Origin of the sequence: Microbacterium lacus, assembly GCF_039531105.1 — a bacterium.
Classification (GTDB): domain Bacteria; phylum Actinomycetota; class Actinomycetes; order Actinomycetales; family Microbacteriaceae; genus Microbacterium; species Microbacterium lacus.
This window is the reverse complement of the sequence record NZ_BAAAPK010000001.1, coordinates 2,767,472-2,791,302: the sequence shown is the minus strand read 5'-3', so window position 1 is coordinate 2,791,302 and position 23,831 is coordinate 2,767,472. Positions and strand designations below refer to the sequence as shown.

Sequence of the window (23,831 nt, the reverse complement as noted above, 5' to 3'; positions counted from 1 at the left end):
GTGGGCGAACCCTTCCGATCCTAATCGCGGGTTCTCGGGGGTGGGCCTGGGAGATCCCTGCACGCGGGTCTCGGCCTCGCCGAAACGTGGGGCTTTGGTCCCGGACCGCGCACGCGCGACGGACCATGATGAACCCATGACCGACGACGCTCCCGCACCGGACCCGCGCCGCATGCGGATCCTGCTGATCAGTCTGATCGGCGCGGTCGCGCTCGTCGTGGTGATCGCGCTCGTCGCGGTCTTCGTGCAGCGCGACCCCGCGCAGTTGGACGCAACGACGCCGGAGGGTGTCGTGCAGCGCTACGTGCAGGCCGTGATCGACGGCGACACCGACACCGCCGTGTCCTATCTCGCGCCCGACGTCGCCGCGGAGTGCGAGCTCATCCCGCTCGACACCCAGGACCGGCGGGTGACGCTGACCGCGACGACGCAGCGCGCGGATTCGGCCACCGTCGAAGTCCTCATCGTCACCGTGTACGGCTCGGGTCCGCTGGGCAGTGACGAGTACGAGAGCGAGGGCGCCTTCGATCTCGTCCGCACCGACGACGCGTGGGCGATCCGAACGGCGCCGTGGGAGTTCGCCGTGTGCACCGAGACGGGCCGCGGCTGATGTCCGCTCCCGGTCGCGCCCAGACCGCAGTGCGCCGCGTCCTCGTCTACGGCATCCTGTTCGCGCTGATCATCGTCGCGGCCGTCGGACTGTCCGGCCTGCTCGAGCGGGCGGTCTCCGGCGGCGTCCTCGCCGCCGATGAAGCGGGTCTCGCGCGTTCGCTCGCTTTCACCGTCATCGGGATCCCGCTCGCGGGCGTGCTGTGGTGGTGGCAGCGCCGCCGGTTCGCCGACCCCGCGGAGAAGGATTCGCTCGTCTGGGCGCTGTACGTGGTCGCCGTCTCGACGATCGCGCTCGTCACGGCGACCGTGGCCCTCGCGTCGACGCTCACGGCGGCGATCGAGGGACGGTGGGATGCCGGCGCCTTCGCGGTCGCGCTCGTCTGGGCGGGAGTGTGGGTGTGGCACCGCGCGATGCGACGGAGCCACGTCACCGGCCCGACCCGACTGCCGACGGTCGCGGTCACGATCGGCGCGGTCTACGGACTCGCCGTCCTGACCGTCGGCGCGATCGGCGCGGTCTCGGCGCTGATCGGCGCAGCGCTCGCGGGCGCGCAGCCCGTACTGGGGGCATCGCAATCCTGGGGGATCGACGCACTGCAGGCGCTCGCCTGGGCGGCGATCGGCGGCTTCGTCTGGTGGTGGCATTGGTACCGCGACGGCGGCGCGGCGGCATCCGGCGGGTTCGCCCAGGTCGCGCTCGTGGTCGTCTTCGGCGCGGCGGCCGCGACGACACTCTTCGCCGTCGGGACGGTGCTGTTCGTCGTCCTCCGACTGCTGTTCGACGTCGACCCGCGCGCGGACGTGCTCGCCCCGCTGGACGTCGCGATCGCTGCGGCGCTGTTCGGCGGGATCGTCTGGGTCTCGCACGCGGCGGTCGTGGCTGCGCGCCCCGAGGGCGTCCGACGCGGCGCCCGCCTCCTGGTCTCCGGAATCGCGCTGATCGGCGCGGCCAGCGGATTCGGGGTCGTCGTCAATGCGCTCCTCGCGGCGCTCGCGCCGGTGATCGCGGGCGCCGACGCCCGGACTCTTCTGCTCGGCGGCCTGAGCGCGCTCGCGGTGGGCGCGCCGGTCTGGTGGGTCGCGTGGCGCCCGGCCGTCGCGGCGTCCGCCGACGGGGTTGCCGACCGCGCGCGCCGGGTGTACCTGGTCGCGATCTTCGGGGCCAGTGCGGTGGTCGCGATCGTGACACTGCTGCTGATCGGGTTCCGCGTGTTCGAGTTCACTCTGGGAGCAGCGGTGGGCGGGAGCCTTGTGGAGCGGGTCCGGGCCCCGCTCGGGCTGCTCAGCGCGACCGCGCTCGTGTTCGGGTACCACTTCGCGGTCTGGCGCCACGATCGGTCGATCGCGCGCCCCGAGACCGCGCCCGCGGTGATCCGACGGGTGCTGCTCGTCGCCTCGCCCGACGCGGCGCAGCTGCGGCTTGACGTGCGGGCTGCCACCGGAGCGGTCGTCACGATTCTTCCCACGGTGCCGGAGGACGGCGGTGACGCGCTGGGCGACGACGACGTGCCTGCGGTGGTCGCCGCGGTGGCCGGTGTCGCCGCGCCGCGGGCGCTCGTGCTGCGGGTCGACGGCGATGTCCGCGCGATCGGGCTGCAGGACGGCCCGGCACGGGAGCTCGGGCCGGCGGGTTAGACTTGTGTCAGCTCTCCGCGAGGCGGCATCCAGGCCAACTCCCCCAGGACGGAAACGTAGCAAGGGTAACCAGGCTCTGCCGGGTTCGCGGAGAGTCTTACTTTTCCCCGGGGGCTGCCGTCACCGGGCGAACGGGCCGTCGATCGCCGCCCAGTGCAGGAGCATGATCGTCTTGGCGTCCTGGATGCGCCCGTCGCGGATCATCGCGAGCGACTCGTCGAAGTCGAGCTCGAGCACGTCGATGTGCTCTCCCTCCTCCTCCAGTCCGCCGCCCGCACCGGTCCGAGTGCCGGCGTCGTACGGCGCGGCGAAGAAGTGGATGCGCTCGGTCACCGAGCCGGGGCTCATGAAGACGTCGTACACGTGCTCGATCTCGCCGATGCGCACTCCGGTCTCCTCGGAGGCCTCGCGCCGGATCGCGGTGATCGCGTCGTCATCGTCGAGGAGGCCTGCGGCCGTCTCGATCAGCATCCCGTCCGGGTGGCCGTTGACGTACACCGGATAGCGGAACTGCCGCGTCAGCAGCACCGTGCGGCGCGCGAGGTCGTAGAGCAGGACCGTCGCTCCGTTCCCCCGGTCGTACGTCTCGCGCTGCTGCCGGGTCCACTGCCCGTCCGGGCCGCGATAGTCCAGCGTCGTGCGCCGCAGCACGTGCCAGGCGGATGCGACGAGCTCGACGTCGACCACGCGCACATCGGGATTCCCGTTCAGTTCTCGACCGGTCAGGTCGAGCCCGGTCCGCCCGCGATGATCGGGCACGACAGTGCCGGGACGGGGAGCGGGGGAGGCGGCGTCGGTCACGATCCGGAGCCTAGCGGGACGGCATCCGCGCCCTGCCGCAGCCCAGGCGAGGCCCGTAGGCTGGCGGTGTGGCGCAGAGCATCTTCATCACATCGGCCGAAGGCCATTCCGGCAAATCGACCGTGGCCCTCGGAGTGCTCGACGCCCTGAGTCACGCGACACCGCGCGTGGGTGTCTTCCGGGCGATCGCCCGGTCGACCGTGCAGCGCGACTACGTCCTGGAGATGCTGCTGGACCACGACGGCGTGGACCTCGAGTACGACGAATGCGTCGGCGTCACCTACGACGACGTGCGGGCGGATCCGGATGCCGCTCTCGCGGTGATCGTCGAGAGGTACAAGGCGGTCGAGGCGCAGTGCGACGCCGTCGTGATCGTCGGCAGCGACTACACGGATGTCGGAAGCCCCGCGGAGCTCGCGTACAACGCCCGCATCGCCGCGAACCTCGGGGCGCCCGTGCTGCTCGTCCTGAGCGGGCGCTCGACGCAGGACGAGACGCAGCCCGAGCTCCTCGGCTCGTCCCTGCCGCGGACGGCCGCCGAAATGGGACAGATCGCCGATCTGGCGCTCGCCGAGCTCGCCCACGGCCGCGCCGAGCTCTTCGCGGTGATCGCGAACCGCGCCGATCCCGCGAGCGCCGCCGCGGCGACCGCGGCGATCGAGCGCTCGCTGCAGTCCTGGCTCGCATCGGCGCACGCGCGGGTGCCGGTGTGGACGATTCCGGAGGACCGGTTCCTCGTGGCGCCCTCCATGCGCGGCATCATGCGCGCCGTCGACGGCGACCTCCTCGCCGGCGACCCCGACCGGCTCACGCGCGAAGCCCTCGGCGTCGTGGTCGCCGGCATGTCGATGGTCAACGTCCTGCCGAGGCTGCTGGAGAGCTCGGTCGTGGTCATCCCCGCCGACCGCTCCGAAGTGCTGCTCGCGACCCTCCTGGCGAACGCCTCCGGCACGTTCCCCTCCATTTCGGGAATCGTCCTCAACGGAGGCTTCGAGCTGCCCGAACCGGTCATGCGGCTCCTGGACGGGCTGGGCTCGAACGTGCCGATCATCACGACGGATCTCGGCACGTACGAGACCGCCGTGCGGATCATGAGCACACGCGGGCGGCTCGCCGCCGATTCGCAGCGCCGTTACGACACCGCGCTGGCGCTCTTCGAGACGAACGTCGACACCGACGAACTCCTGCGGGCGTTCGGCGTGGCACGCGCGACGGTCGTCACGCCCCTCATGTTCGAGTTCCAGCTCATCGAGCGCGCGCGGTCCTCCCGCAAGCGCATCGTGCTGCCCGAGGGCGACGACGACCGTGTGCTGCGGGCCGCCGCGACCGTGCTCAAGCGCGGCATCGCCGACCTTGTGATCCTCGGCGAGCCGTTCGAGGTGCGGGCGCGCGCGATCGAACTCGGGATCGACATCCAGCGCGCCGAGGTGCTCTCTCCCTTCGACCCCGTGCACGTCACGAAGTTCGCCGAGGAGTACGCCCGCCTACGTGCCCACAAGGGAGTCACGATCGCTCAGGCCTCCGACACCGTGACGGACGTCTCCTACTTCGGCACCCTCATGGTGCACATGGGACTGGCCGACGGAATGGTCTCGGGTGCCGCGCACACGACGGCCCACACGATCCGCCCGGCGTTCGAGATCATCAAGACGAAGCCCGGCGTGTCCGTCGTGTCGTCCGTGTTCCTCATGGCGCTCGCCGACCGCGTCCTCGTCTACGGCGACTGCGCGGTGATCCCCGATCCCACCTCCGAGCAGCTCGCGGACATCGCGATCTCATCGGCCGCCACCGCCGCGCAGTTCGGCATCGATCCGCGCGTCGCGATGCTGTCGTACTCGACGGGGGAGTCCGGCTCGGGTGCGGAGGTCGAGAAGGTCCGCGCGGCGACCGCACTCGTGCGCGAGCGTGCGCCGGAGCTCCTCGTCGAAGGGCCCATCCAGTACGACGCGGCGGCCGACGTCGCCGTCGCCGCGGCGAAGATGCCCGGCTCGCAGGTCGCGGGGCGCGCGACGGTGTTCGTCTTCCCCGATCTGAACACCGGCAACAACACGTACAAAGCGGTGCAGCGCTCGGCGGGCGCGGTGGCGATCGGCCCGGTGCTGCAGGGCCTCAACAAGCCGATCAACGACCTCTCCCGCGGAGCGCTCGTCGAGGACATCGTCAACACGATCGCGATCACCGCGATCCAGGCGCAGGGTGAACCCGCTGCGGCGTCGGAAAGTGCGGTGCACGCATGAGCGTCGTCCTCGTGGTCAACAGCGGCTCGTCCTCGTTCAAGTACCAGCTGATCGACATGCGCACCGAGACCGTGCTCGCATCCGGGCTCGTCGAGCGCATCGGCGAGCCGGTGGGGCGCTCGACGCACACGGTCGTCGCGCCGCCGGCGGACGGGGCATCGCCGACGCTGCTCGACGCGACGTACGAGCGCGAACTGCCGATCCCCGATCACACCGCCGGATTCGGCGTCATGATCGACGCCTTCGCCGAGAACGGTCCCTCACTCGCCGAAAACCCGCCGACGGCCGTCGGCCACCGCGTCGTGCACGGTGGCGCCCGCTTCTTCGAGCCGACCGTGATCACACCGCTCGTCGAGATCAACATCGACGAGCTGTCCGTCCTCGCCCCGCTGCACAACCCGGCGAACCTCGCGGGCATCGTCGCGGCGAAGAAGGCCTTCCCCGACGTCCCGCACGTCGCGGTCTTCGACACCGCCTTCCACCAGACCCTTCCGCGGGCGGCCTACACGTATGCGATCGACGCGGAGCTCGCCGCCGCGCATCGCATCCGCCGCTACGGCTTCCACGGCACCTCGCACAAGTTCGTCAGTGAGGCCGCGGCTGCCTTCGTGGGCCGGCCCCTGACCGAGCTGAAGCAGATCGTGTTCCACCTCGGCAACGGAGCCTCGGTCACCGCCATCGACGGCGGCAGCTCGGTGGAGACGTCGATGGGTCTGACACCGCTGGAGGGCCTCGTGATGGGGACCCGGTCGGGGGATGTCGACCCCGCCGTGCTCTTCCAGCTCGCCCGCCGGGCGAACATGACGATCGACGACCTCGACGACCTGCTCAACAAGCGGAGCGGCCTTCTCGGAATCGCGGGCTCTGCGGACTTCAGGGACGTCAGTGCCGCGGTGGAGCGCGGCGACGACGACGCCCTCCTCGCGTTCGAGGTCTACGTGCACCGTCTGCGCGCGTACGCCGGCGCTTACATCGCCCAGCTCGGCGGGGTCGATGTGATCTCCTTCACGGCCGGCGTGGGGGAGAACGCGCCGGTGGTGCGCGCCGCAGCTCTGGAGACCCTCGGCTTCGCGGGAATCGAGATCGACCCCGAACGCAACGGTGCGCGCGGGCGCGGCATCCGGCGCATCTCCACCGACGATTCGCAGGTGGTCGTGCTCGTCGTGCCCACGAACGAAGAGCTGGAGATCGCCCGGCAGACGCTCGTGGCCGTCGCCGGCTGAGCCCTCCGCCGCGGGCGGCGATCCGGTCACCGGGGCGGGGCGCGTCCGACTACGCTTGCACCGCGGCACGACGCGCGCCCAGCCCTCATTTCTCACCCTCGCCCGGAGGTCCTGCGTGGCTCACGACTCCCTGCCCGATCTGACCGCGTACGACGCGGTCCTGTTCGATCTCGACGGCGTGCTGACCCCGACCGCCGAAGTGCACATGCACGCGTGGCAGAGCATGTTCGAGGAGCTGTTCGCCGAGTGGGGCATCCAGCCGCCCTACACCGAGCGCGATTACTTCGATTACCTCGACGGCAAGAAGCGCTACGACGGCGTCGCGAGCCTCCTGCGCAGCCGTGACGTCGAAGTCCCGTGGGGTGACCCGTCCGACGACCCGAGCGCCGACACCGTATGCGGAATCGGCAACCGCAAGAACGAGGTGTTCTCCCGCGTCCTGCGCGCGGAAGGCATCGTCGCGTACCCCGGTTCGGTCGCGCTTCTGGACCGGCTCGATGCGGTCGGCATCCCGACCGCGGTCGTCTCGAGCTCCAAGAACGCCGAAGAGGTGCTGCGCTCGGCGGGGCTCCGGGAGCGTTTCACCGTCGTGATGGACGGCGTGATCGCCGAGCGCGACCATCTCGCCTCCAAACCCGCACCCGACGTCTTCCTCGAGGGGGCGCGCATGCTCGGCGTCGACCCCGCCCGTAGCGCGGCGATCGAGGATGCGATCAGTGGCGTGCAGTCCGCCGCAGCCGGCGGCTTCGCGCTCGTCGTGGGCGTGGATCGCGGCACCGGGCCGGACGAACTGCGCGCGGCGGGAGCCCACGTCGTCGTGGCGGATCTCGCCGAACTCGTCGGCGCCGCGTCGCACGATGCCCAGAGCTCGACCGGGGAGGGCCGGGCATGATCGACCGCGACCGGTTCCCGATCGACCCGTGGTGCCTGATCGAGAGCAGCTTCTCGCTGGATGACGTCGGGGTGACCGAGACCCTGTTCTCCGCGGGCAACGGCTACCTGGGCCTGCGCGGCAACCACATCGAGGGGCGCTTCGCCCTCGAGCACGGCACGTTCATCAACGGCTTCCACGAGACCTTCCCGATCCGCCACGCCGAGCAGGCCTACGGCTTCGCCGAGGTCGGCCAGACGATCATCAACGCCCCCGACGCGAAGATCATGCGCGTCTACGTCGACGACGAGCCGCTGTCGCTCGACGTCGCCGACGTCCGCGAGTACGAGCGCGTGCTGGACATGCGGGCGGGCGTCGTGCGCCGCCGGGTGCGCTGGACCACGCCGTCCGGCAAGGACGTCCTGATCGAGGACGACCGGCTCGTGTCGTTCGAGGAGAAGCACCTCGCGGTCCTCCGGCTCGAGGTCACGGTCCTGAACGCCGACGCGCCGGTCACGATCAACTGCCAGGTGCTGAATCGGCAGGACGGGGAGAACGTCTACGGCGGCAGCCCCAAGGCGACCAAGAAGGCGGGCTTCGACCCGCGCAAGGCCGAGCGCATCCAGGAGCGCGTCCTGCAGCCGGAGGAATACTGGCAGGACGGCCAGCGGTCGGCACTGTCGTACCGGGTGACGGAGTCGGGCATGACGATGGCCGTGGTCGCCGACCACATCATCGAGACCGACAACGAGTACAACGCCCGGACGCTCGTCGAGCCGGACATCGCGAAGAACGTCTTCCGCGTGCAGGCCAAGGCCGGCGTCCCGATCCGGATCACGAAGCTCGTGAGCTACCACACGTCCCGCGGGGTTCCCGCGCGCGAGCTCGTCGACCGCTGCCGCCGGACGCTGGATCGCGTCGAGGTCGAGGGCGTCGAGCGCCAGTACGATCGCCAGCGCGCGTGGCTCGACGGGTTCTGGGACCGCTCCGACGTCTGCATCGGCGGACACGACGACCTGCAGCAGGCCACCCGCTGGTGCCTGTACCAGCTCGCGCAGGCCGCAGCGCGTGCGGACGGACAGGGCGTCCCGGCGAAGGGTGTCACGGGCTCCGGCTACAGCGGTCACTACTTCTGGGACACCGAGATCTACGTCCTGCCGTTCCTGGCGTACACGACGCCGCTCTGGGCGCGGAACGCGATCCGGATGCGGTACCTCATGCTCCCGGCGGCGCGCCGCCGGGCGCATCAGCTCAACGAGCACGGCGTGCTGTTCCCCTGGCGCACGATCAACGGCGAAGAGGCGTCGGCGTACTACGCCGCCGGCACTGCGCAGTACCACATCAACGCCGACGTCAGTTTCGCGCTGGCCAAGTACGTCCGCGCCACGGGTGATGTGGAATTCCTCCACCGCGAAGGCGTGGACATCGCCGTGGAGACCGCGCGGCTGTGGGCGACGCTGGGGTTCTGGCGCACGAACGACAGCGACGGCGAGGAGTCCTTCCACATCCACGGCGTGACCGGGCCCGACGAATACACGACGGTCGTGAACGACAACCTGTTCACGAACGTCATGGCGCGCTTCAACCTGCGCTTCGCGGCACGAACCGTTCGCGAGATGGCCGAAGACGATCCCGAGGCGTACCGCCTCATGGTCGATCGGCTGCGCCTGGATCCGTCCGAGGCGGAGTCCTGGGACCGTGCGGCCGAGGCGATGCACATCCCGTTCAGTCCGGCGCTCGGTATCCACCCTCAGGATGCGGTGTTCCTCGAGCGCGAAGTGTGGGACCTCGAGCACACTCCGAGCGAGCAGCGACCGCTGCTTCTGCACTTCCACCCGCTCGTGATCTACCGCTACCAGGTGCTCAAGCAGGCCGATGTCGTGCTCGCGCTGTATCTGCAGGGCAATCACTTCTCCGATGAGGACAAACTCGCCGACTTCGAGTACTACGACCCGCTGACCACCGGGGATTCCACCCTTTCGGCGGTCGTGCAGGCCATCCTCGCCGCCGAGGTGGGATACCAGGATCTGGCGCTGGAGTACTTCCGCGAGTCGATCTTCGTCGACCTCGGAGACCTCCACCACAACGCCTCGGACGGTGTGCACGTCGCGTCCGCGGGAGGTGTGTGGACCGCGCTCGTCGCAGGTTTCGGTGGCATGCGCGACCACTTCGGTGAGCTGTCGTTCGACCCGCGCCTGCCGGCGGACTGGCCGGAGCTGTCGTACACGCTGCGGTGGCACGGGACGGCGCTGCGGGTGCGGCTCACGCGCGACGCGCTGAGTCTCACGGCGGGGGAGGGTGAACCGCTCGTGTTCAGCGTGCGGGGCGCGGCCTACGCGATCGGCCCCGGCGAGGAGGTCGTCGTGCCGCTCGCGGGACAGGGTCCGGTGATCCCCGGACGTCCGTCCCTCAAGCAGTTCGCCGACGTGCGCCGCGAGGACGGCACGCTGCTGTCCGCATCCGTGCCGACGGTCACCACGACGATCCCGGTGATCGGCTCGGCATCCGACGTGGAGCACGGCGCGGACGCGTGATCGGCGCAGCACCGCAGGCGACGACGGCGGCCCCCGCGATGTCGGGGGCACGCCGTAGGGTGGTGATGTGACGACCGCTCTGTACCGCCGATACCGTCCTGAGGCGTTCGGCGAGATGATCGGACAGTCGCAGGTGACCGAGCCGCTCATGACGGCTCTGCGCAGCGATCGCGTCGGGCACGCCTACTTGTTCTCCGGTCCGCGCGGCTGCGGCAAGACGACGTCGGCGCGCGTCCTGGCGCGGTGCCTGAACTGTGCGCAGGGACCGACCGATGTGCCGTGCGGCGTGTGCGAGAGCTGCGTCGAACTCGGCAGGGACGGCGGCGGTTCGCTCGATGTCGTCGAGATCGACGCCGCGAGCCACAACGGTGTCGACGACGCGCGCGATCTGCGTGAGCGCGCGGTGTTCGCCCCCGCGAGGGACCGCTTCAAGATCTTCATCCTCGATGAGGCTCACATGGTCACCCCGCAGGGCTTCAACGCCCTGCTCAAGCTCGTCGAAGAGCCGCCCGATCACGTGAAGTTCATCTTCGCCACGACCGAGCCCGAGAAGGTCATCGGCACGATCCGCTCGCGCACGCACCACTATCCGTTCCGGCTCGTTCCGCCCGCCCCGATGCTCGAGTACGTGCAGCAGCTGTGCGAGGCGGAGGGAGCGTCGGCAGAGCCGGGCGTGCTGTCGCTCGTCGTGCGGGCGGGCGGCGGGTCGCCGCGCGACACGCTGTCACTGCTCGACCAGCTGATCGCCGGCTCGGAGGGCACGGTCGTGACGTACGCGCGCGCGGTGGCCCTTCTGGGCTACACGCACGCCGAACTGCTCGACGAAGTGGTGGACGCTTTCGGCGCGGGCGATGCGGCGGCGGCCTTCACCGCCGTCGACCGCGTCGTGCAGACGGGGCAAGACCCTCGGCGCTTCGTGGACGACCTGCTCGAGCGACTGCGTGATCTCATCGTCGCCGCGGCGACCGGTCAGGGGGCCGCCGCCGTTCTGCGCGGTGTCCCCGCCGAGGACCTCGCCCGGATGCTGCGTCAGGCCGACACGTACGGCACCCTGCGCCTTTCGCGCACGGCCGACATCGTGATCTCCGCGCTCGACGAGATGACCGGCGCCACCTCCCCGCGACTTCAGCTCGAGCTCATGGTCGCCCGCGTGCTCGCGCACACGGGCGCTGACGTCGGTGCGCCTGCGGACCGGCCGGCGGCGGCTGCTCCGGTGGCGACCGCACGCGAGGCGGCGGTCGCGCCCGCGGCCTCCGCGCCGAGAGCCCCCGCGACCACAGCCGCCGCCGCACCGACAGCCGCCGCACCGACAGCCACCGCGCCGACCGCCGTCGAGTCCGGCGGCAAACCGTCCTCTCCCGTGCCCACACCTCCTCTGGCGGACCCGGGCCCCGCTGCGGCGGCGCCCGTCGCCCCGGGAACACCGGAGCCCGCGCCGGCCGCCGCCGCACCGCCGTCGGGTCCGGTCACTCTGCAGCACATGCGCGATTCCTGGCCCGAGGTGCTGGGCCGTCTGGAGGCCGCGAGCCGCTCCTCGTGGCTCCTCGCCTCGAACGCGCGCGTCGTCGATCTCGACGGCGATGTGCTCACTCTCGCTTTCCAGAGCCAGTCCGATGTCGCGAAGTTCAAGAAGCTGGCCGCCGGCTCCGGTCCCAGCGAAGACCTCCGTCAGGCGATCCTGGCCGTGCTCGGCATCCGCGTGAAGTACCTGGCCAAGCACGACGGCGGCCCGGCATCGCCGCCGCCCTCGGCACCCCCGCCGTCGGCCGGCGCGGTGCCGCCGCGCGGCCCCGCGACCGTGCCCCCGCGGCCCGTCACCGCACCCGCCGCCGGGCCCGTCACCGAATGGGCGGTCGCGACGATCCCGAGCGACGCCGACGCCCCGCCGGTCGACATGCCCGAGTCGCCCCGCGCGCTCGGACAGTTCGCGGTCGACGACGAGCCCGAAGAGGCGGGCGCCGTCCGTGCAGGGGTCGCCACGATCGCGCCGCCGCGCGAAGGCGAGGTGCTGCCCGATCGCGAGGTGGCGCCGCCCGTCGACGCCGACGACGAACCCGACGACCTGGATGCCGCTCCCGACGCGGTGCTGCCCCCCGTGGTCGCCCCGCCGCTTCCGCCTACGACCCGACCCGCGCCCGGTGCGCAGAAGTACGGCGAAGCGGTCGTCCGACAGGTGCTCGGTGCCAGGTTCGTGCGTGAAGAGCCCTACCAGCCGCCCACGAGGTTCAGCTGATGTACGACGGCATCGTCCAAGACCTGATCGACGAGTTCGGCCGGCTGCCCGGCATCGGCCCGAAGTCCGCCCAGCGCATCACGTTCCACATCCTGCAGTCACCGTCCTTCGACGTGTCGCGGCTGGCGGTGCTGCTGGGTGAAGTGCGCGACAAGGTGCGCTTCTGCGACATCTGCGGCAACGTGTCCGAGCAGGATCGGTGCAGCATCTGCCGCGACCCGCGCCGCAATCCGTCGGTGATCTGCGTGGTCGAAGACGCGAAGGACGTCGCGGCGATCGAGCGCACGCGGGAGTTCCGCGGCCTGTACCACGTGCTCGGCGGTGCGATCAGCCCCATCGCCGGGATCGGACCCGAAGATCTCCGTATCGCACAGCTCATGCAGCGCCTCGCCGACGGCACGGTGCAGGAAGTCATCCTCGCGACGAACCCGAATCTCGAGGGCGAAGCCACCGCGACCTACCTCAGCCGTCTGCTGCACACGCTCGAGATCGCCGTGACGCGCCTCGCCTCGGGGCTCCCTGTCGGCGGTGACCTCGAGTACGCCGACGAAGTCACCCTCGGTCGTGCCTTCGAAGGTCGCCGCGCCGTCTGACGACGCCGGCCCGTGAGCACCATGACGGCGACCCTGACGCGCTTCGACGGCCGCGCCTGGCTGCTCTTCTCGGCGATGGCGGTCCTCTGGGGGATGCCGTATCTGTTCATCAGCATCGCGGTCGAGTCCCTGTCGCCCCCGGCGGTCGTGGCCGGACGCACCCTCATCGGCGCCCTTCTCCTGCTGCCGTTCGCGTTGCGACGGAAGGCGCTGCGTCCGGCGTGGTCGAAGTTCGGCTGGGTGCTGGCTTTCGGGGCGATCGAGATGGCGGGCCCCTTCCTCCTGCTCGGCCACGCGGAACAGACGCTGCCGTCGGGGCTCACCGGGCTCCTCGTGGCCACCGTGCCGCTGTTCGCGGCGGTCATCGCGTTCACCGGCGGCGACCGGGCGGTGCTGCGTCCGGCCCGACTGATCGGGCTGATCGTCGGCTTCGTCGGCGTCGGCATCATCGTCGCGGGCCCCGGCCTGGCCGCCGGCGGAACGGCGGGGCTGATCGCGATCGGCGAGGTGCTGCTCGTGGCGCTGTGCTACGCGATCGCGCCGTTCATCGTCGCGCGACAGCTCAAGGGTGTCCCGGCGCTCGGCACGATCACCCTGTCCCTCGCGGCGGTCGGCGTGTTCTACCTGCCGATCGCCCTCCTCACCCAGCACGAACCGCCCACCGTCCGCAGTTCGCTCTCGCTCGTCGCCCTCGCCGTGCTGTGCACCGCGGTCGCGTTCATCGTCTTCTTCGCCCTCATCGACCGGGTGGGCCCCGCTCGCGCTCCGCTGTTCACCTACGTCAACCCCGTCGTGGCGATCCTGCTCGGCGTCCTGATCCTCGGCGAGCCGATCACGATCGGACTCGTGATCGGCTTCCCGCTCGTGATCGCCGGGTGCTGGCTCGCGGCGACCGGCGGAACGCTGCGGACCAAGCCGCCGTCCGAAGACCTGCCGCCGGTCGCGTCCGGCTGAGTTCAGCGCAGGACTTCCACCAGCGCCACCCACGACACGATGATCGCCGTGATGATCGCCAGGATGCAGCCGGCCGCACAGAAGTAGAGCGCGGCCGGATCACCGGCCACGGCCAGGACGCCCGCGGCGGCGTAGGCGGCGACGGGCAGGAAGCCGACGGCGGCCTTGACCGCCTTGGCCCGCGCGGAGGGGTTGTGATCGGCATAGATCTCGCGCGTCGCCACCACCTGGAAGACACCCGCAACGGCGGCGGCTGCCAGCAGCGCGCCCCCGAACCAGACCGCACTGATGGCGGGGACGAGCCCGAGACCCGACCCGATGATCGCCAGCACGAGCGAGGAGATTCCGGCCGCGAGGCGAGCCGTCAGCGACCGGGCCTTCACGATCTCGCCGATGTTGACGCTCGCCGCCACGATGACCAGACCCGCGAGCGCGGCAGTGCCGCCGACCATCGCGACGTTGAATTCGCTCCACAGTTCGAGTTCGTCGCCCATGGCCGCGATGCTATCGCCCTGCCGGAGGCGCCACCGCCGCCCGGCCCGTGGGCAGAGCCGGCGTGGACACATGACCGAGGCGGCATGGCCGCGTCCCTAGAATGATCCCTTGGGGCGCGGCATCCGATCGTCCGCCCGTCATCCACCCGCGTCACCGCAGTGACGCCCCCGGGAGTCTCATCGTGGCGTTGTTCGTGCAGAAGTTCGGCGGATCGTCGGTCGCCGACGCGGAGAGCATCAAGCGGGTCGCCAAGCGCATCGTCGATACGCGTCGCGCCGGTCACGACGTCGTCGTCGCGGTGAGCGCCATGGGCGATACGACCGACGAGCTCCTCGACCTCGCCGGCCAGGTGGCACCGATCCCCGCGCCGCGAGAGCTCGACATGCTCCTCTCCAGCGGCGAGCGCATCTCGATGGCGCTGCTGGCGATGGCGATCCACTCGATGGGCTTCGAGGCGCGCTCGTTCACCGGGTCTCAGGCGGGCATGATCACCGACGCGACGCACGGGGCGGCGCGCATCGTCGACGTCACCCCCGTCCGACTGCGCGAAGCACTCGACGAGGGGGCGATCGTGATCGTCGCCGGGTTCCAGGGCTTCAACCGCGACACCCGCGACATCACGACGCTCGGTCGCGGGGGGTCCGACACGACCGCCGTGGCGCTCGCCGCCGCTCTCAAGGCGGACGTCTGCGAGATCTACAGCGACGTCGACGGCATCTTCACCGCCGACCCCCGGGTCGTGCCCCGCGCGCAGAAGCTCACGCACGTCTCGAGCGAGGAGATGCTCGAGCTCGCGGCGAACGGCGCGAAGGTGCTCTACATCCGCGCCGTCGAGTACGCGCGCCGCCACGGCGTGCTGATCCACGCCAGATCCACGTTCAGCTCCGGTGAGGGGACGTGGGTGCTCGGTCCCGGAATGTCCCTGCCCGCGGGCACAGAAGGAGCAGAAATGGAAGAGCCGATCGTCGCCGGGGTCGCCACCGACCTCAGCCAGGCCAAGATCACCGTCATCGGCGTGCCCGATGTGCCCGGCAAGGCAGCCGAGATCTTCAAGATCGTCGCGAAGTCCGGGGCGAACGTCGACATGATCGTGCAGAACGTGTCCGCCGCCGCCACCGGTCGCACCGACATCTCCTTCACGCTGCCGAAGGAGGACGCCGCGCTGGCGCTGCGCGCCCTCGCCGCCGAACAGGGCGAGGTCGGTTTCGAGAGCCTCGTGCACGACGATCAGATCGGCAAGCTCTCGGTCGTCGGCGCCGGGATGCGCACGCACTCGGGTGTCTCCGCGACGCTGTTCGAAGCGCTGAGCGTCTCTGGCATCAACATCGAGATGATCTCCACGTCCGAGATCCGCATCTCGGTCGTCGTCAGCGGCGACGAGCTCGCCGAGGCGGCGCGGGTCGTGCACACCGCGTACGGCCTGGACGGGGATGCCGAGGCCGTCGTCCACGCCGGCACCGGGCGCTGAGCGCCTCGTCAAGAGGTTCTCTCCCATTCGTCCTGATCTCGTAATCTGATCGCCCGGCACTTTCCGGGGGACCGCCGTACGCTCGGTTCGTCGGAGGGGGCACGATGAGCAGAACGACGCTGTCGACGAGGGCACGCTGGCTCTGGGGGATCGGGGCCGCACTTGCGGTCTCCGCGGTCGTCGGCGGGGCACTCGTCTTCCAGCCATGGCTGCTGTTCATCGACGTGCGGGTCGACGACGAGATCCCGGCAGCCGTGGCGACGGCGACGCCGGAACCCACGCCGGCGGCGTCGGCGAGCGTGGAACCCGCGGAGCAGATCACACCTGCTCCGCCGGCGGGTCCGGTCGACCTGCTCACCGGATCCTTCATCAGCCACGAGCACACGACGTCCGGGTCCGTCCGCGTGATCGAGAACCCCGACGGCACCCGCCAGCTCGCGCTCGTGGGGCTGGAGACCTCGAACGGGCCCGACGTGCACGTGTGGCTGAGTGCGGGTCCGGTCGTGGAGGGCACCGACGGGTGGTTCACCGCCGCCGGGTACGAGCACATCGATCTCGGTCCGATCAAGGGCAATATCGGTGACCAGCTCTACGACATCCCGGCTGACGTGGATCTGACCGTGTTCCGCACCGTCGACCTGTGGTGCGTGCAGTTCTCCGTCTCCTTCGGCGCGGCGGCGCTGTCGTAACACCGGACCCGGGGCGCGGCATCCGTTTCGGGTGGCCGATAGAATCTGGATTTCACCCTCGACCCGCAAGGAACCGCCATGACCCGCATCTCCGATTCCGGACTCTCCGTCGCCGTCGTCGGCGCCACCGGCCAGGTCGGCACCGTCATGCGCGAGATCCTCGCCGAGCGGTCGTTCCCGATTCGCGAGCTCCGCCTGTTCGCCACGGCGCGCTCCGCCGGCACCGCGGTCGAGTTCGGTGGGCAGACGGTCATCATCGAAGACGTCGCCACCGCCGATCCCGCGGGCATCGACATCGCCCTGTTCTCCGCCGGGGCCACCGGCAGCCGCGCCCACGCCCCGCGCTTCGCCGAAGCGGGAGCGACAGTGATCGACAACTCCAGCGCGTGGCGCATGGACCCCGAGGTGCCCCTCGTGGTGAGCGAGGTCAACCCGCACGCGATCCGCGAGGCGCACAAGGGCATCATCGCGAATCCGAACTGCACCACGATGGCCGCGATGCCGGTGCTGAAGGTCCTGCACGAGGAGGCGGGCCTCGAGCGCCTGATCGTCAGCACCTACCAGGCCGTCAGCGGGTCCGGGATCGCCGGCGCGGAAGAGCTGCTCGGACAGGTCGAGGGGGTGCTCGCGCAGGGCGACACGCTCCGGCTCGTGCACGACGGCTCCGCGGTGGACTTCCCCCAGCCCGAGAAGTACATCGCCCCGATCGCCTTCGATGTCATCCCGTTCGCCGGCAGCCTCGTCGAGGACGGCCTGAACGAGACCGACGAGGAGAAGAAGCTCCGCAACGAGAGCCGCAAGATCCTCGAGCTCCCCGAGCTCCGCGTCGCGGGGACGTGCGTGCGCGTTCCGGTCTTCACCGGCCACTCGCTCAGCATCAACGCCGAGTTCGCCCGCGACATCACGCCCGAGCGCGCCCGTGAGGTGCTTTCGGATGCCGCCGGCGTGCGCCTCGAGGAAGTGCCCACTCCGCTGCAGGCTGCCGGCACCGACCCGAGCTATGTGGGTCGCATCCGCGCCGACCAGTCCGCTCCCGAGGGCAAGGGTCTCGTGCTGTTCATCAGCAACGACAACCTCCGCAAGGGCGCCGCGCTGAACGCCGTGCAGATCGCCGAGCTGGTCGCCGCCGGTCTCGGCGTGTCCGCCTGACGCCCGCCGTCGCATCGTCTCGGCATGCCGAGGGGATAAGAAACGCGGACTTTACGGGCGCAGGAGCGTTCGGCCGTGGCGGGCGGGGTCGGAGCGAGAACTACACTTGACGGGTGAGTGAAACCGTCGATGTCGTGCTCATCGGGGGTGGCATCATGAGTGCCACCCTGGGCACCCTCCTCTCCGAACTGCAGCCCGACTGGAAGATCGTCGTCTACGAACGGCTCTCCGACGTCGGACTGGAGAGCTCGAACGCGTGGAACAACGCCGGCACGGGCCACGCGGCCCTCTGCGAGCTGAACTACACGCCCGAGTCCTCCGACGGCACCGTCGACCCGGCCAAGGCGATCTCGATCAACGAGCAGTTCCAGCAGAGTCGTCAGTTCTGGTCCGCGCTCGTGGACGAAGGCGCCCTGGATGCGCCGTCGACGTTCATCAACTCCACGCCGCACATGACTTTCGTCCGCGGCGAGAAGGATGTCGCGTTCTTGAAGAAGCGCTACGAGGCGCTGAAGGACCAGCCCCTGTTCGCCGGCATCGAGTACTCCGAGGATTCCCGCATCATCAACCAGTGGGCCCCGTTGCTCATGCAGAAGCGCCGTGCGGGCGAGCCGTTCGCCGCGACCCGTGTGCCCGCCGGCACCGACGTCGACTTCGGCGCGCTCACCCACCAGCTCTTCGACAACCTGCGCGAGCGGGGTGCCGAGATCGTCACGAACCGCGAGGTGAAGCGCCTGAAGCGCCGGGCCGACGGCACGTGGGACATCTCGTGGCGGAACTCCATCGGTCGCACGCCCGGAAAGACCAACGCGCGCTTCGTGTTCGTCGGCGCGGGCGGCTGGGCGATCAAGCTCCTGCAGCGCTCGGGGATCCCGGAGATCAAGGGGTACGGCGTGTTCCCGATCGGCGGGCAGTGGCTCAAGACCTCGAACCCGGCGCTTGTCGCCCAGCACAAGGCGAAGGTCTACTCCCAGGCCTCGGTCGGGGCGCCGCCGATGTCGGTTCCGCACCTGGACACCCGTGTCGTCGACGGGGAGACCTCGCTCCTGTTCGGCCCGTTCGCGACCTTCAGTCCGAAGTTCCTCAAGAACGGGTCGATGCTCGACCTGTTCGCCCAGATCCGACCGAGCAACATCTTCGTGATGCTGAAGGTCGCGGTCGACAACCCGTCGCTGATCACCTACCTCGTCAGCGAGCTGCTGAAGAACCACAAGAAGAAGGTCGACAGCCTCCGCACGTTCATGCCCACCGCGAAGGACGAGGACTGGGAGCTCCTGAACGCCGGTCAGCGCGCGCAGGTCATGAAGAAAGACCCGAAGAAGGGCGGCGTGCTGCAGTTCGGCACCGAGGTCGTCACGGGCGCGGACGGCTCGATCGCCGGACTCCTGGGCGCATCGCCGGGTGCGTCGACCGCCGTGTCGATCATGCTGGGCCTCCTGCAGTCGTGCTTCCCCGATCGGATCGACGAATGGGAGCCGCGTCTGCGCGAGCTCATCCCGAGCTACGGCGAGAAGCTCAACCCGCGCCCCGAGCTCGCGCAGGAGATCCTCGCCGAGACCGCCGAGACCCTCGCACTGACCGCCTGACCCACCGTGCCCGCAGGCCCTAGGGTGGGCTCATGCGGGTGCGCGGGGGGCGCCGGTCCAGGCTGGCGGGTGCGGTGGCCGTCGCGCTCGCCCTGCTGCTCGCGGCGCCGCCCATGGCCTCCGCCGCACCGCGGACGCCCGCGGATTCCGGTCGCGCGGCATCCGTCGAGGACTTCACCTACGACTCGTTCACGGGCGAGTACTACCTCGTGCGCGGCACGGGCGGGCGCAGCGAGCTCTACACGGTGGAGACGCTCGTCGCGCGCTTCCCGGAGTTCGACCAGAACAAGGGCATCATCCGATCGATCCCGAAGGCGGACGGGGAGATCGAGCACGACACGCAGGTGCTGGACGTCACGGGTGCCGCCGGCGCCCCCATCCCGTGGTGGACCGAGCAGGACGACGACTACGTGTACGTGCTCACCGGCGACGACAGCTACGTCCGGGGCGTGCAGACCTACGTCATCACCTACACGATGAACGACGTGGTGCTGCGCTACGAGGACACCGCGGCCGACGAATTCTTCTGGGACACCGTGGGGACCGACCACGCACAGCCGTTCGGATCGGTGACCGCGCGCGTGCACGTGGGCGGGGATGCCGCATCCGGCGTGCTCGATGACCGTGCGTACTGCTACGCCGGACCGTACGGGTCGTCGGATCCGTGCGGGATCCAGCGCGTCGGCGCCGAGGCGTGGCCGGCCGAGATCGCGTCGTGGGCCGGGGCGATGGGGTCCTCGGCGGAGCCTCGGGTGTCGTTCACGGCGGCCGAGGACGACCTCGGCGCGGACGAGAACGTCTCGGTGGCGATCGGCTTCGAGCTCGGCACGTTCTCCGCCCCGGAGCCGCCGCCCTACCCCTGGTGGCTGTGGATCCTGCCGGCCCTCGCGCTCCTGTCCGGCATCGGGGGGCTTCTTTTCGTCCTGGTCATGAAGGTCGCGCTGCGCCGCAATCCGGACCGCTCGCCCGTCATCGTGCAGTACACCCCGCCACCCGACGAGTCGCCGACCCTGTCGGCCGGTGTCCTGGACGTGCCCGAGCGCGCGCTCGCCGCGCACGTCGTCGACCTCGCGGTCCGCGATGCGGTGGAAGTGCGCGCCTCCGGCGACCGTGATGATCCGGACGACTTCGAGGTCGTCCTCGTGAGCAAGGAGGGTCTGGACGCCGACGACCTGCGCGTCGTGTCCACTCTGTTCTCACGCAAGGCGGAGCCGGGCGCGGACGTCGATCTCGGCGCGTTCGCCTCTTCGCCGCCCGTGCGCGCGGTGACCTACGTCCGACGCATCGACGAGTCGACGGTGCAGCGCGGCTACCGTGCGAAGGTGCCCGGATGGGTCGCCGCCGTCCGGGGCCTGTTCCAGATCGGCGGGCTCGTGCTCGCCATCGGGATGATCTTCTTCGGAGACGGCGCGTTCGCCGTGCTCGCGCCGCTGGCGCCGCTCGGCAACGTCCTGTACATCGGGGCGATCGTGAGCGGGTTCTTCGCTTTCCTCGTGCTCCCGTTCTTCCGCCTGCCCAAATCCACGCTCACGCTCGCGGGCGGCATCCACAAGACATATCTGGACGGCATCCGCGAATACCTGCGCCTCGCGGAGGAAGATCGCCTACGCGCGGCGCAGTCGCCGCGCACGGCCGACCTGGTCTCGTCCGGACGCCGCGCCTACGGGGATGTGCCGAACGCTCCCGGGGCGGACATCGTGAACGTGTACGAGCGGCTGCTGCCGTACGCGGTCCTCTTCGGGATGGAACGAGAGTGGTCGCAGGTCATCCGCAGCGCCGTCCCCGTCGCAGCTCCCGCGACCCTCTCGCTCCTGGACGCGGTCTCGTCCCGATCGCTGTCCGAAGCGTCCTCGTCGATCGGACGGCTGGCGAGCACTCCGGTGAGCAGCTCCGGATCATCCAGCAGCTCGTCTTCGAGCTCGAGCTGGTCCTCGTTCGGCGGTTCGTCCGGAGGCGGATTCTCCGGCGGCGGGGGCGGTGGCGGCGGTTTCGGGGGTCGCTGAAGCGGCGACTACGCTCGGCACGTGGCCAAACTGTACTTCCGCTACGGTGCGATGAACTCCGGCAAGTCGTCGGCCCTCCTGCAGGCGGCGTACAACTACGAGGAGCGCGGGCAGCACGTGCTGCTGGCCAAACCCGCGATCGACACGAAGGAGTCCGACAAGATCTCCAGCCGGCTGGGGATGTCGCGGGCCGTCGATTTCCTGATCGCGCCGGATGCCGACCTGCGCGCCCTGTTCGCCGAGCACCGCGCGCGCGTACAGGCATCCGGCTCGGAGGCGCTGTTCGACGAGCAGACCTCTTTCGGCCGGCCGGTGGACGTGGCGTGCCTCCTGGTCGACGAAGCCCAGTTCCTCACCCCGGAACAGGTCGATGATCTCCTCCGGATCGTCGTCCTGGACGGGGTGCCGGTCCTGGCGTACGGCATCCGCACCGACTTCCGCACCGAGGCGTTCCCGGGATCCCGGCGACTGCTCGAGCTCGCCCACAGCCTGGAGGAGCTCAAGACGATCTGTCGGTGCGGGCGCAAGGCGATCTTCAATGCGCGCCTCGTCGGTGGCCGGTTCGTCTTCGACGGCGATCAGGTCGCGATCGACGAGCTGTCCACCGACCGGGTGACCTACGAGTCGATGTGCGCCGAGTGCTACCTGCGCGAATCGGGCGGGCGGCTGGACGGCCGCTGACGACCGGGGCCCGTCGCTAGGCTGAAGCCATGCGAGTTCTCCTTGCCGGCGGCGCCGGCTACATCGGCGCCCACACGGCGGTCTCCCTGCTGGATGCCGGTCACGATGTCGTCCTCCTCGACGACCTCTCGGGCACGAGCGCGATCGCCGCCGACCGCATCGAGACGATCACCGGCCGCACCGCTCCGCTCGTGGTCGGCGACGCGTCCGACGACGCCGTCGTGGAGGAGGTGTTCACCGCGTACGGTCCGATCGACGCGATCATCCACCTCGCCGCCTTCAAAGCCGTGGGGGAGTCCACGCAGAAGCCGCTGGAGTACTACTCCAACAACGTCGACACCACGTTCGCGCTCCTGCGCGTGGGCTTGGCGCACGGCATCCGCTCATTCGTGTTCTCCAGCACCGGCACCGTGTACTCCGACCCGGCGGACCTGCCGTTCACGGAGGAGTCGACGACGAGCATCGACCTGTCGAACGCGTACTCCAAGTCCAAGCGCATCAACGAAGTGGTCCTCGCCGACGTCGCGCGCGTGAACCCCGATCTGAACGTCACCGTGCTGCGGTACTTCAACCCGGTGGGCGCGCACCCGAGCGGCCTCATCGGGGAGGATCCGGCCGGCATCCCGAACAACCTCATGCCGTTCGTCGCCCGCGTCGCCGTCGGCAAGCTCGACCGCATCGGCGTGTTCGGGGACGACTACGACACCCCCGACGGCACCGGACTGCGCGACTACATCCACGTCGTCGACCTCGCGGAGGGTCACGTCACGGCGCTCGAGAAGGCCGAGCCGGGATACGCGGTCTACAACCTCGGCACCGGGCGTCCGGTGAGCGTGCTCGAGCTCATCGCGTCGTTCGAGAAGGCCGTCGGTCGTGAACTGCCCAAGCGGATCCTCGCCCGTCGACCCGGCGACGTCGCCGCGACCTACTGCGATCCGGCCAAAGCCGCGCGCGAGCTCGGATGGGTCTCCCGACTCACGATCGACGACTCGTGCCGCGACTACTGGAACTGGCAGTCGAAGAACCCGGACGGGTACGCGACCGTCTGACGGCTATGGCCTCCGCGGGGTGCGGCGAGGCGGCCACGGGATCAGCATCGACGTCGTGCGCCGGTAGTCGGCGTACGACGGATACTTCGCCGAAGTGATCGACTCGGTGAAGATCGTCGACCCGATGAACAGCACCGTCAGCAGCGCCGCCCCGATGATCGTCCAGTTCAGCGCACCGCCCCACACGCCCTCGCCCGCCGCGACCGCCGCGCTCGCGCCCAGCAGGTAGAAGACCCACCACTGGGCCTGTTCGAAGAAGAAGTTCGGGTGGCGGCTGAAGCGGAAGAGCCCGCCGGTGGCGAATCCCGGTTCGAGTCGGCCACCGGCGGCGGCCTTCGCCCGGTGGAAGTCCCACTGCTGCTGGTCGGCGGCGAACTCTCCGGCCAGGAAACCGAGGAACACCACCGCGAGCAGGACGTCTCCGATTCCGGGCGCACCGGGGTACTGCCAGGCCACGAGTGCGGGCATCGTGATCAGCACGAGGAGGGCGTTCTGGTACAGCACGATGAACAGCAGGTTGAAGATCTGGAACTGCCACGGCTTCATCCGTCCGCGCAGGATCGCCCAGCGGTAGTCCTCCATGCCGGTGTATCCGCCCTTGCGGGCGAAGTTGAAGGTGAGCCGGATCGCCCACGCGGAAACCAGCACGGCCATCAGGACGAGACGTCCGGATTCCTCGCCGGCGGCGATCGCGGCGCCCGCGAAGATCCAGACGTAGATCGCGGGGACGATCGACCACACGCGGTCCACCCACGATGTGTCTTTCGTGATCAGCGAGGCGATCCAGCAGAACAGACAGGAGAGCGACGCGACGACCAGCACGACGGCCAGCGGATCCATGGCCACAGCGTAGAACCGCCCGCGGGCTGGGTGTCCGCGGATCGCCGTACATGGTTGTGATGGGGATGTCTACCCATCGGAGGCGTTTCGGGGCGAGGTTAGGATGAAAAACCGTGCTGGTTGGGGCAGCACGGAACAGCAGAAGCGGCCAAGCCAGGGAGTGACCAGGGGATGAAGG

The 23,831-nt window shown here is 70.0% G+C and carries 19 protein-coding genes and 1 other RNA gene; 17 read left to right on the top strand and 3 right to left on the bottom strand.

Annotated features, from left to right (window positions below; genetic code table 11):
• Positions 1-136: 136 nt before the first annotated feature.
• The 3 genes from ABD197_RS13240 (at position 137) to ffs (ending at position 2,350) form a co-directional block, all read left to right on the top strand.
• The gene (locus ABD197_RS13240; RefSeq protein ID WP_344055280.1) at positions 137-610 is read left to right on the top strand and encodes an LpqB family beta-propeller domain-containing protein; all 474 of its coding nucleotides are present in this window, start codon (positions 137-139) and stop codon (positions 608-610) included.
• A complete protein-coding gene (locus ABD197_RS13235) occupies positions 610-2,247 on the top strand; it encodes a DUF5671 domain-containing protein (protein ID WP_344055278.1) in 1,638 nt (545 codons plus the stop codon). The genes ABD197_RS13240 and ABD197_RS13235 overlap by 1 nt, the downstream gene beginning before the upstream one ends.
• A 6-nt stretch (positions 2,248-2,253) precedes the next feature.
• Positions 2,254-2,350, top strand: an RNA gene (gene ffs, locus ABD197_RS13230) — signal recognition particle sRNA small type.
• 17 nt (positions 2,351-2,367) lie between these two features.
• Here the strand turns inward: ffs and ABD197_RS13225 are convergent.
• Positions 2,368-3,048 carry an NUDIX domain-containing protein gene (locus ABD197_RS13225; RefSeq protein WP_344055277.1) on the bottom strand — a complete coding sequence of 227 codons (681 nt, stop codon included), beginning with the start codon at positions 3,046-3,048 and terminating at the stop codon, positions 2,368-2,370.
• Positions 3,049-3,116: 68 nt separating this feature from the next.
• Here ABD197_RS13225 and pta point away from each other — a divergent pair, with 68 nt between their 5' ends.
• From pta to ABD197_RS13190, 7 genes are all read left to right on the top strand, one after another.
• Positions 3,117-5,285: a phosphate acetyltransferase gene (pta, locus tag ABD197_RS13220; RefSeq protein WP_344055276.1), complete on the top strand. Its 2,169-nt coding sequence runs from the start codon at positions 3,117-3,119 to the stop codon at positions 5,283-5,285.
• Positions 5,282-6,508, top strand: coding sequence for an acetate/propionate family kinase (locus ABD197_RS13215; protein WP_344055275.1), 1,227 nt, complete (start codon positions 5,282-5,284; stop codon positions 6,506-6,508). Before pta ends, ABD197_RS13215 begins: the two co-directional genes overlap by 4 nt.
• Positions 6,509-6,623: 115 nt before the next feature.
• Positions 6,624-7,400 carry an HAD family hydrolase gene (locus ABD197_RS13210; RefSeq protein ID WP_344055273.1) on the top strand — a complete coding sequence of 259 codons (777 nt, stop codon included), beginning with the start codon at positions 6,624-6,626 and terminating at the stop codon, positions 7,398-7,400.
• On the top strand, positions 7,397-9,913 hold the full coding sequence (locus ABD197_RS13205; RefSeq protein ID WP_344055271.1) for a glycoside hydrolase family 65 protein: 2,517 nt from the start codon (positions 7,397-7,399) through the stop codon (positions 9,911-9,913). The genes ABD197_RS13210 and ABD197_RS13205 overlap by 4 nt, the downstream gene beginning before the upstream one ends.
• 67 nt (positions 9,914-9,980) lie before the next feature.
• Positions 9,981-12,146, top strand: coding sequence for a DNA polymerase III subunit gamma and tau (locus ABD197_RS13200; RefSeq protein ID WP_344055269.1), 2,166 nt, complete (start codon positions 9,981-9,983; stop codon positions 12,144-12,146).
• Positions 12,146-12,739 carry a recombination mediator RecR gene (gene recR / locus ABD197_RS13195; protein WP_344055267.1) on the top strand — a complete coding sequence of 198 codons (594 nt, stop codon included), beginning with the start codon at positions 12,146-12,148 and terminating at the stop codon, positions 12,737-12,739. Before ABD197_RS13200 ends, recR begins: the two co-directional genes overlap by 1 nt.
• A 21-nt stretch (positions 12,740-12,760) precedes the next feature.
• Positions 12,761-13,693, top strand: a complete 933-nt coding sequence (locus tag ABD197_RS13190; RefSeq protein WP_344055865.1) for a DMT family transporter — start codon at positions 12,761-12,763, stop codon at positions 13,691-13,693.
• Positions 13,694-13,695: 2 nt separating this feature from the next.
• Here ABD197_RS13190 and ABD197_RS13185 read toward each other — a convergent pair whose 3' ends face one another.
• Positions 13,696-14,187: a hypothetical protein gene (locus ABD197_RS13185; protein ID WP_344055265.1), complete on the bottom strand. Its 492-nt coding sequence runs from the start codon at positions 14,185-14,187 to the stop codon at positions 13,696-13,698.
• A 182-nt stretch (positions 14,188-14,369) separates the two neighbouring features.
• On the opposite strand from ABD197_RS13185, the gene ABD197_RS13180 reads away from it, so the two are divergent.
• From ABD197_RS13180 to galE, 7 genes are all read left to right on the top strand, one after another.
• Entirely contained in the window at positions 14,370-15,656 is a 1,287-nt protein-coding gene (locus tag ABD197_RS13180; RefSeq protein WP_344055864.1) for an aspartate kinase, read from the top strand.
• A 104-nt stretch (positions 15,657-15,760) separates the two neighbouring features.
• On the top strand, positions 15,761-16,345 hold the full coding sequence (locus ABD197_RS13175) for a DM13 domain-containing protein (protein WP_344055263.1): 585 nt from the start codon (positions 15,761-15,763) through the stop codon (positions 16,343-16,345).
• Between the two features lie 78 nt (positions 16,346-16,423).
• Positions 16,424-17,494: an aspartate-semialdehyde dehydrogenase gene (locus ABD197_RS13170; protein ID WP_344055261.1), complete on the top strand. Its 1,071-nt coding sequence runs from the start codon at positions 16,424-16,426 to the stop codon at positions 17,492-17,494.
• Positions 17,495-17,607: 113 nt separating this feature from the next.
• A complete protein-coding gene (locus ABD197_RS13165) occupies positions 17,608-19,080 on the top strand; it encodes a malate:quinone oxidoreductase (RefSeq protein ID WP_344055259.1) in 1,473 nt (490 codons plus the stop codon).
• Positions 19,081-19,112: 32 nt separating this feature from the next.
• Positions 19,113-21,083, top strand: a complete 1,971-nt coding sequence (locus tag ABD197_RS13160; RefSeq protein WP_344055257.1) for a DUF2207 family protein — start codon at positions 19,113-19,115, stop codon at positions 21,081-21,083.
• 21 nt (positions 21,084-21,104) lie between these two features.
• The gene (locus ABD197_RS13155; protein ID WP_344055255.1) at positions 21,105-21,764 is read left to right on the top strand and encodes a thymidine kinase; all 660 of its coding nucleotides are present in this window, start codon (positions 21,105-21,107) and stop codon (positions 21,762-21,764) included.
• A gap of 29 nt (positions 21,765-21,793) precedes the next feature.
• Positions 21,794-22,813, top strand: a complete 1,020-nt coding sequence (gene galE, locus ABD197_RS13150; protein WP_344055253.1) for a UDP-glucose 4-epimerase GalE — start codon at positions 21,794-21,796, stop codon at positions 22,811-22,813.
• Positions 22,814-22,816: 3 nt separating this feature from the next.
• Here galE and ABD197_RS13145 read toward each other — a convergent pair whose 3' ends face one another.
• Positions 22,817-23,653: a DUF1295 domain-containing protein gene (locus ABD197_RS13145; RefSeq protein WP_344055251.1), complete on the bottom strand. Its 837-nt coding sequence runs from the start codon at positions 23,651-23,653 to the stop codon at positions 22,817-22,819.
• Positions 23,654-23,831 lie beyond the last annotated feature (178 nt).

What these genes read in the sequence shown, in the direction of transcription:
- galE (WP_344055253.1), top strand. Translation starts at nt 21,794, where the DNA reads ATGCGAGTTCTCCTTGCCGGCGGCGCCGGCTACATCGGCGCCCACACG.
- ABD197_RS13175 (WP_344055263.1), top strand. Translation starts at nt 15,761, where the DNA reads ATGAGCAGAACGACGCTGTCGACGAGGGCACGCTGGCTCTGGGGGATC.
- recR (WP_344055267.1), top strand. Translation starts at nt 12,146, where the DNA reads ATGTACGACGGCATCGTCCAAGACCTGATCGACGAGTTCGGCCGGCTG.
- ABD197_RS13145 (WP_344055251.1), bottom strand. Translation starts at nt 23,653, where the DNA reads ATGGATCCGCTGGCCGTCGTGCTGGTCGTCGCGTCGCTCTCCTGTCTG.
- ABD197_RS13190 (WP_344055865.1), top strand. Translation starts at nt 12,761, where the DNA reads ATGACGGCGACCCTGACGCGCTTCGACGGCCGCGCCTGGCTGCTCTTC.
- ABD197_RS13235 (WP_344055278.1), top strand. Translation starts at nt 610, where the DNA reads ATGTCCGCTCCCGGTCGCGCCCAGACCGCAGTGCGCCGCGTCCTCGTC.
- ABD197_RS13215 (WP_344055275.1), top strand. Translation starts at nt 5,282, where the DNA reads ATGAGCGTCGTCCTCGTGGTCAACAGCGGCTCGTCCTCGTTCAAGTAC.
- ABD197_RS13185 (WP_344055265.1), bottom strand. Translation starts at nt 14,187, where the DNA reads ATGGGCGACGAACTCGAACTGTGGAGCGAATTCAACGTCGCGATGGTC.
- ABD197_RS13205 (WP_344055271.1), top strand. Translation starts at nt 7,397, where the DNA reads ATGATCGACCGCGACCGGTTCCCGATCGACCCGTGGTGCCTGATCGAG.
- ABD197_RS13160 (WP_344055257.1), top strand. Translation starts at nt 19,113, where the DNA reads ATGCGGGTGCGCGGGGGGCGCCGGTCCAGGCTGGCGGGTGCGGTGGCC.
- ABD197_RS13240 (WP_344055280.1), top strand. Translation starts at nt 137, where the DNA reads ATGACCGACGACGCTCCCGCACCGGACCCGCGCCGCATGCGGATCCTG.
- ABD197_RS13170 (WP_344055261.1), top strand. Translation starts at nt 16,424, where the DNA reads ATGACCCGCATCTCCGATTCCGGACTCTCCGTCGCCGTCGTCGGCGCC.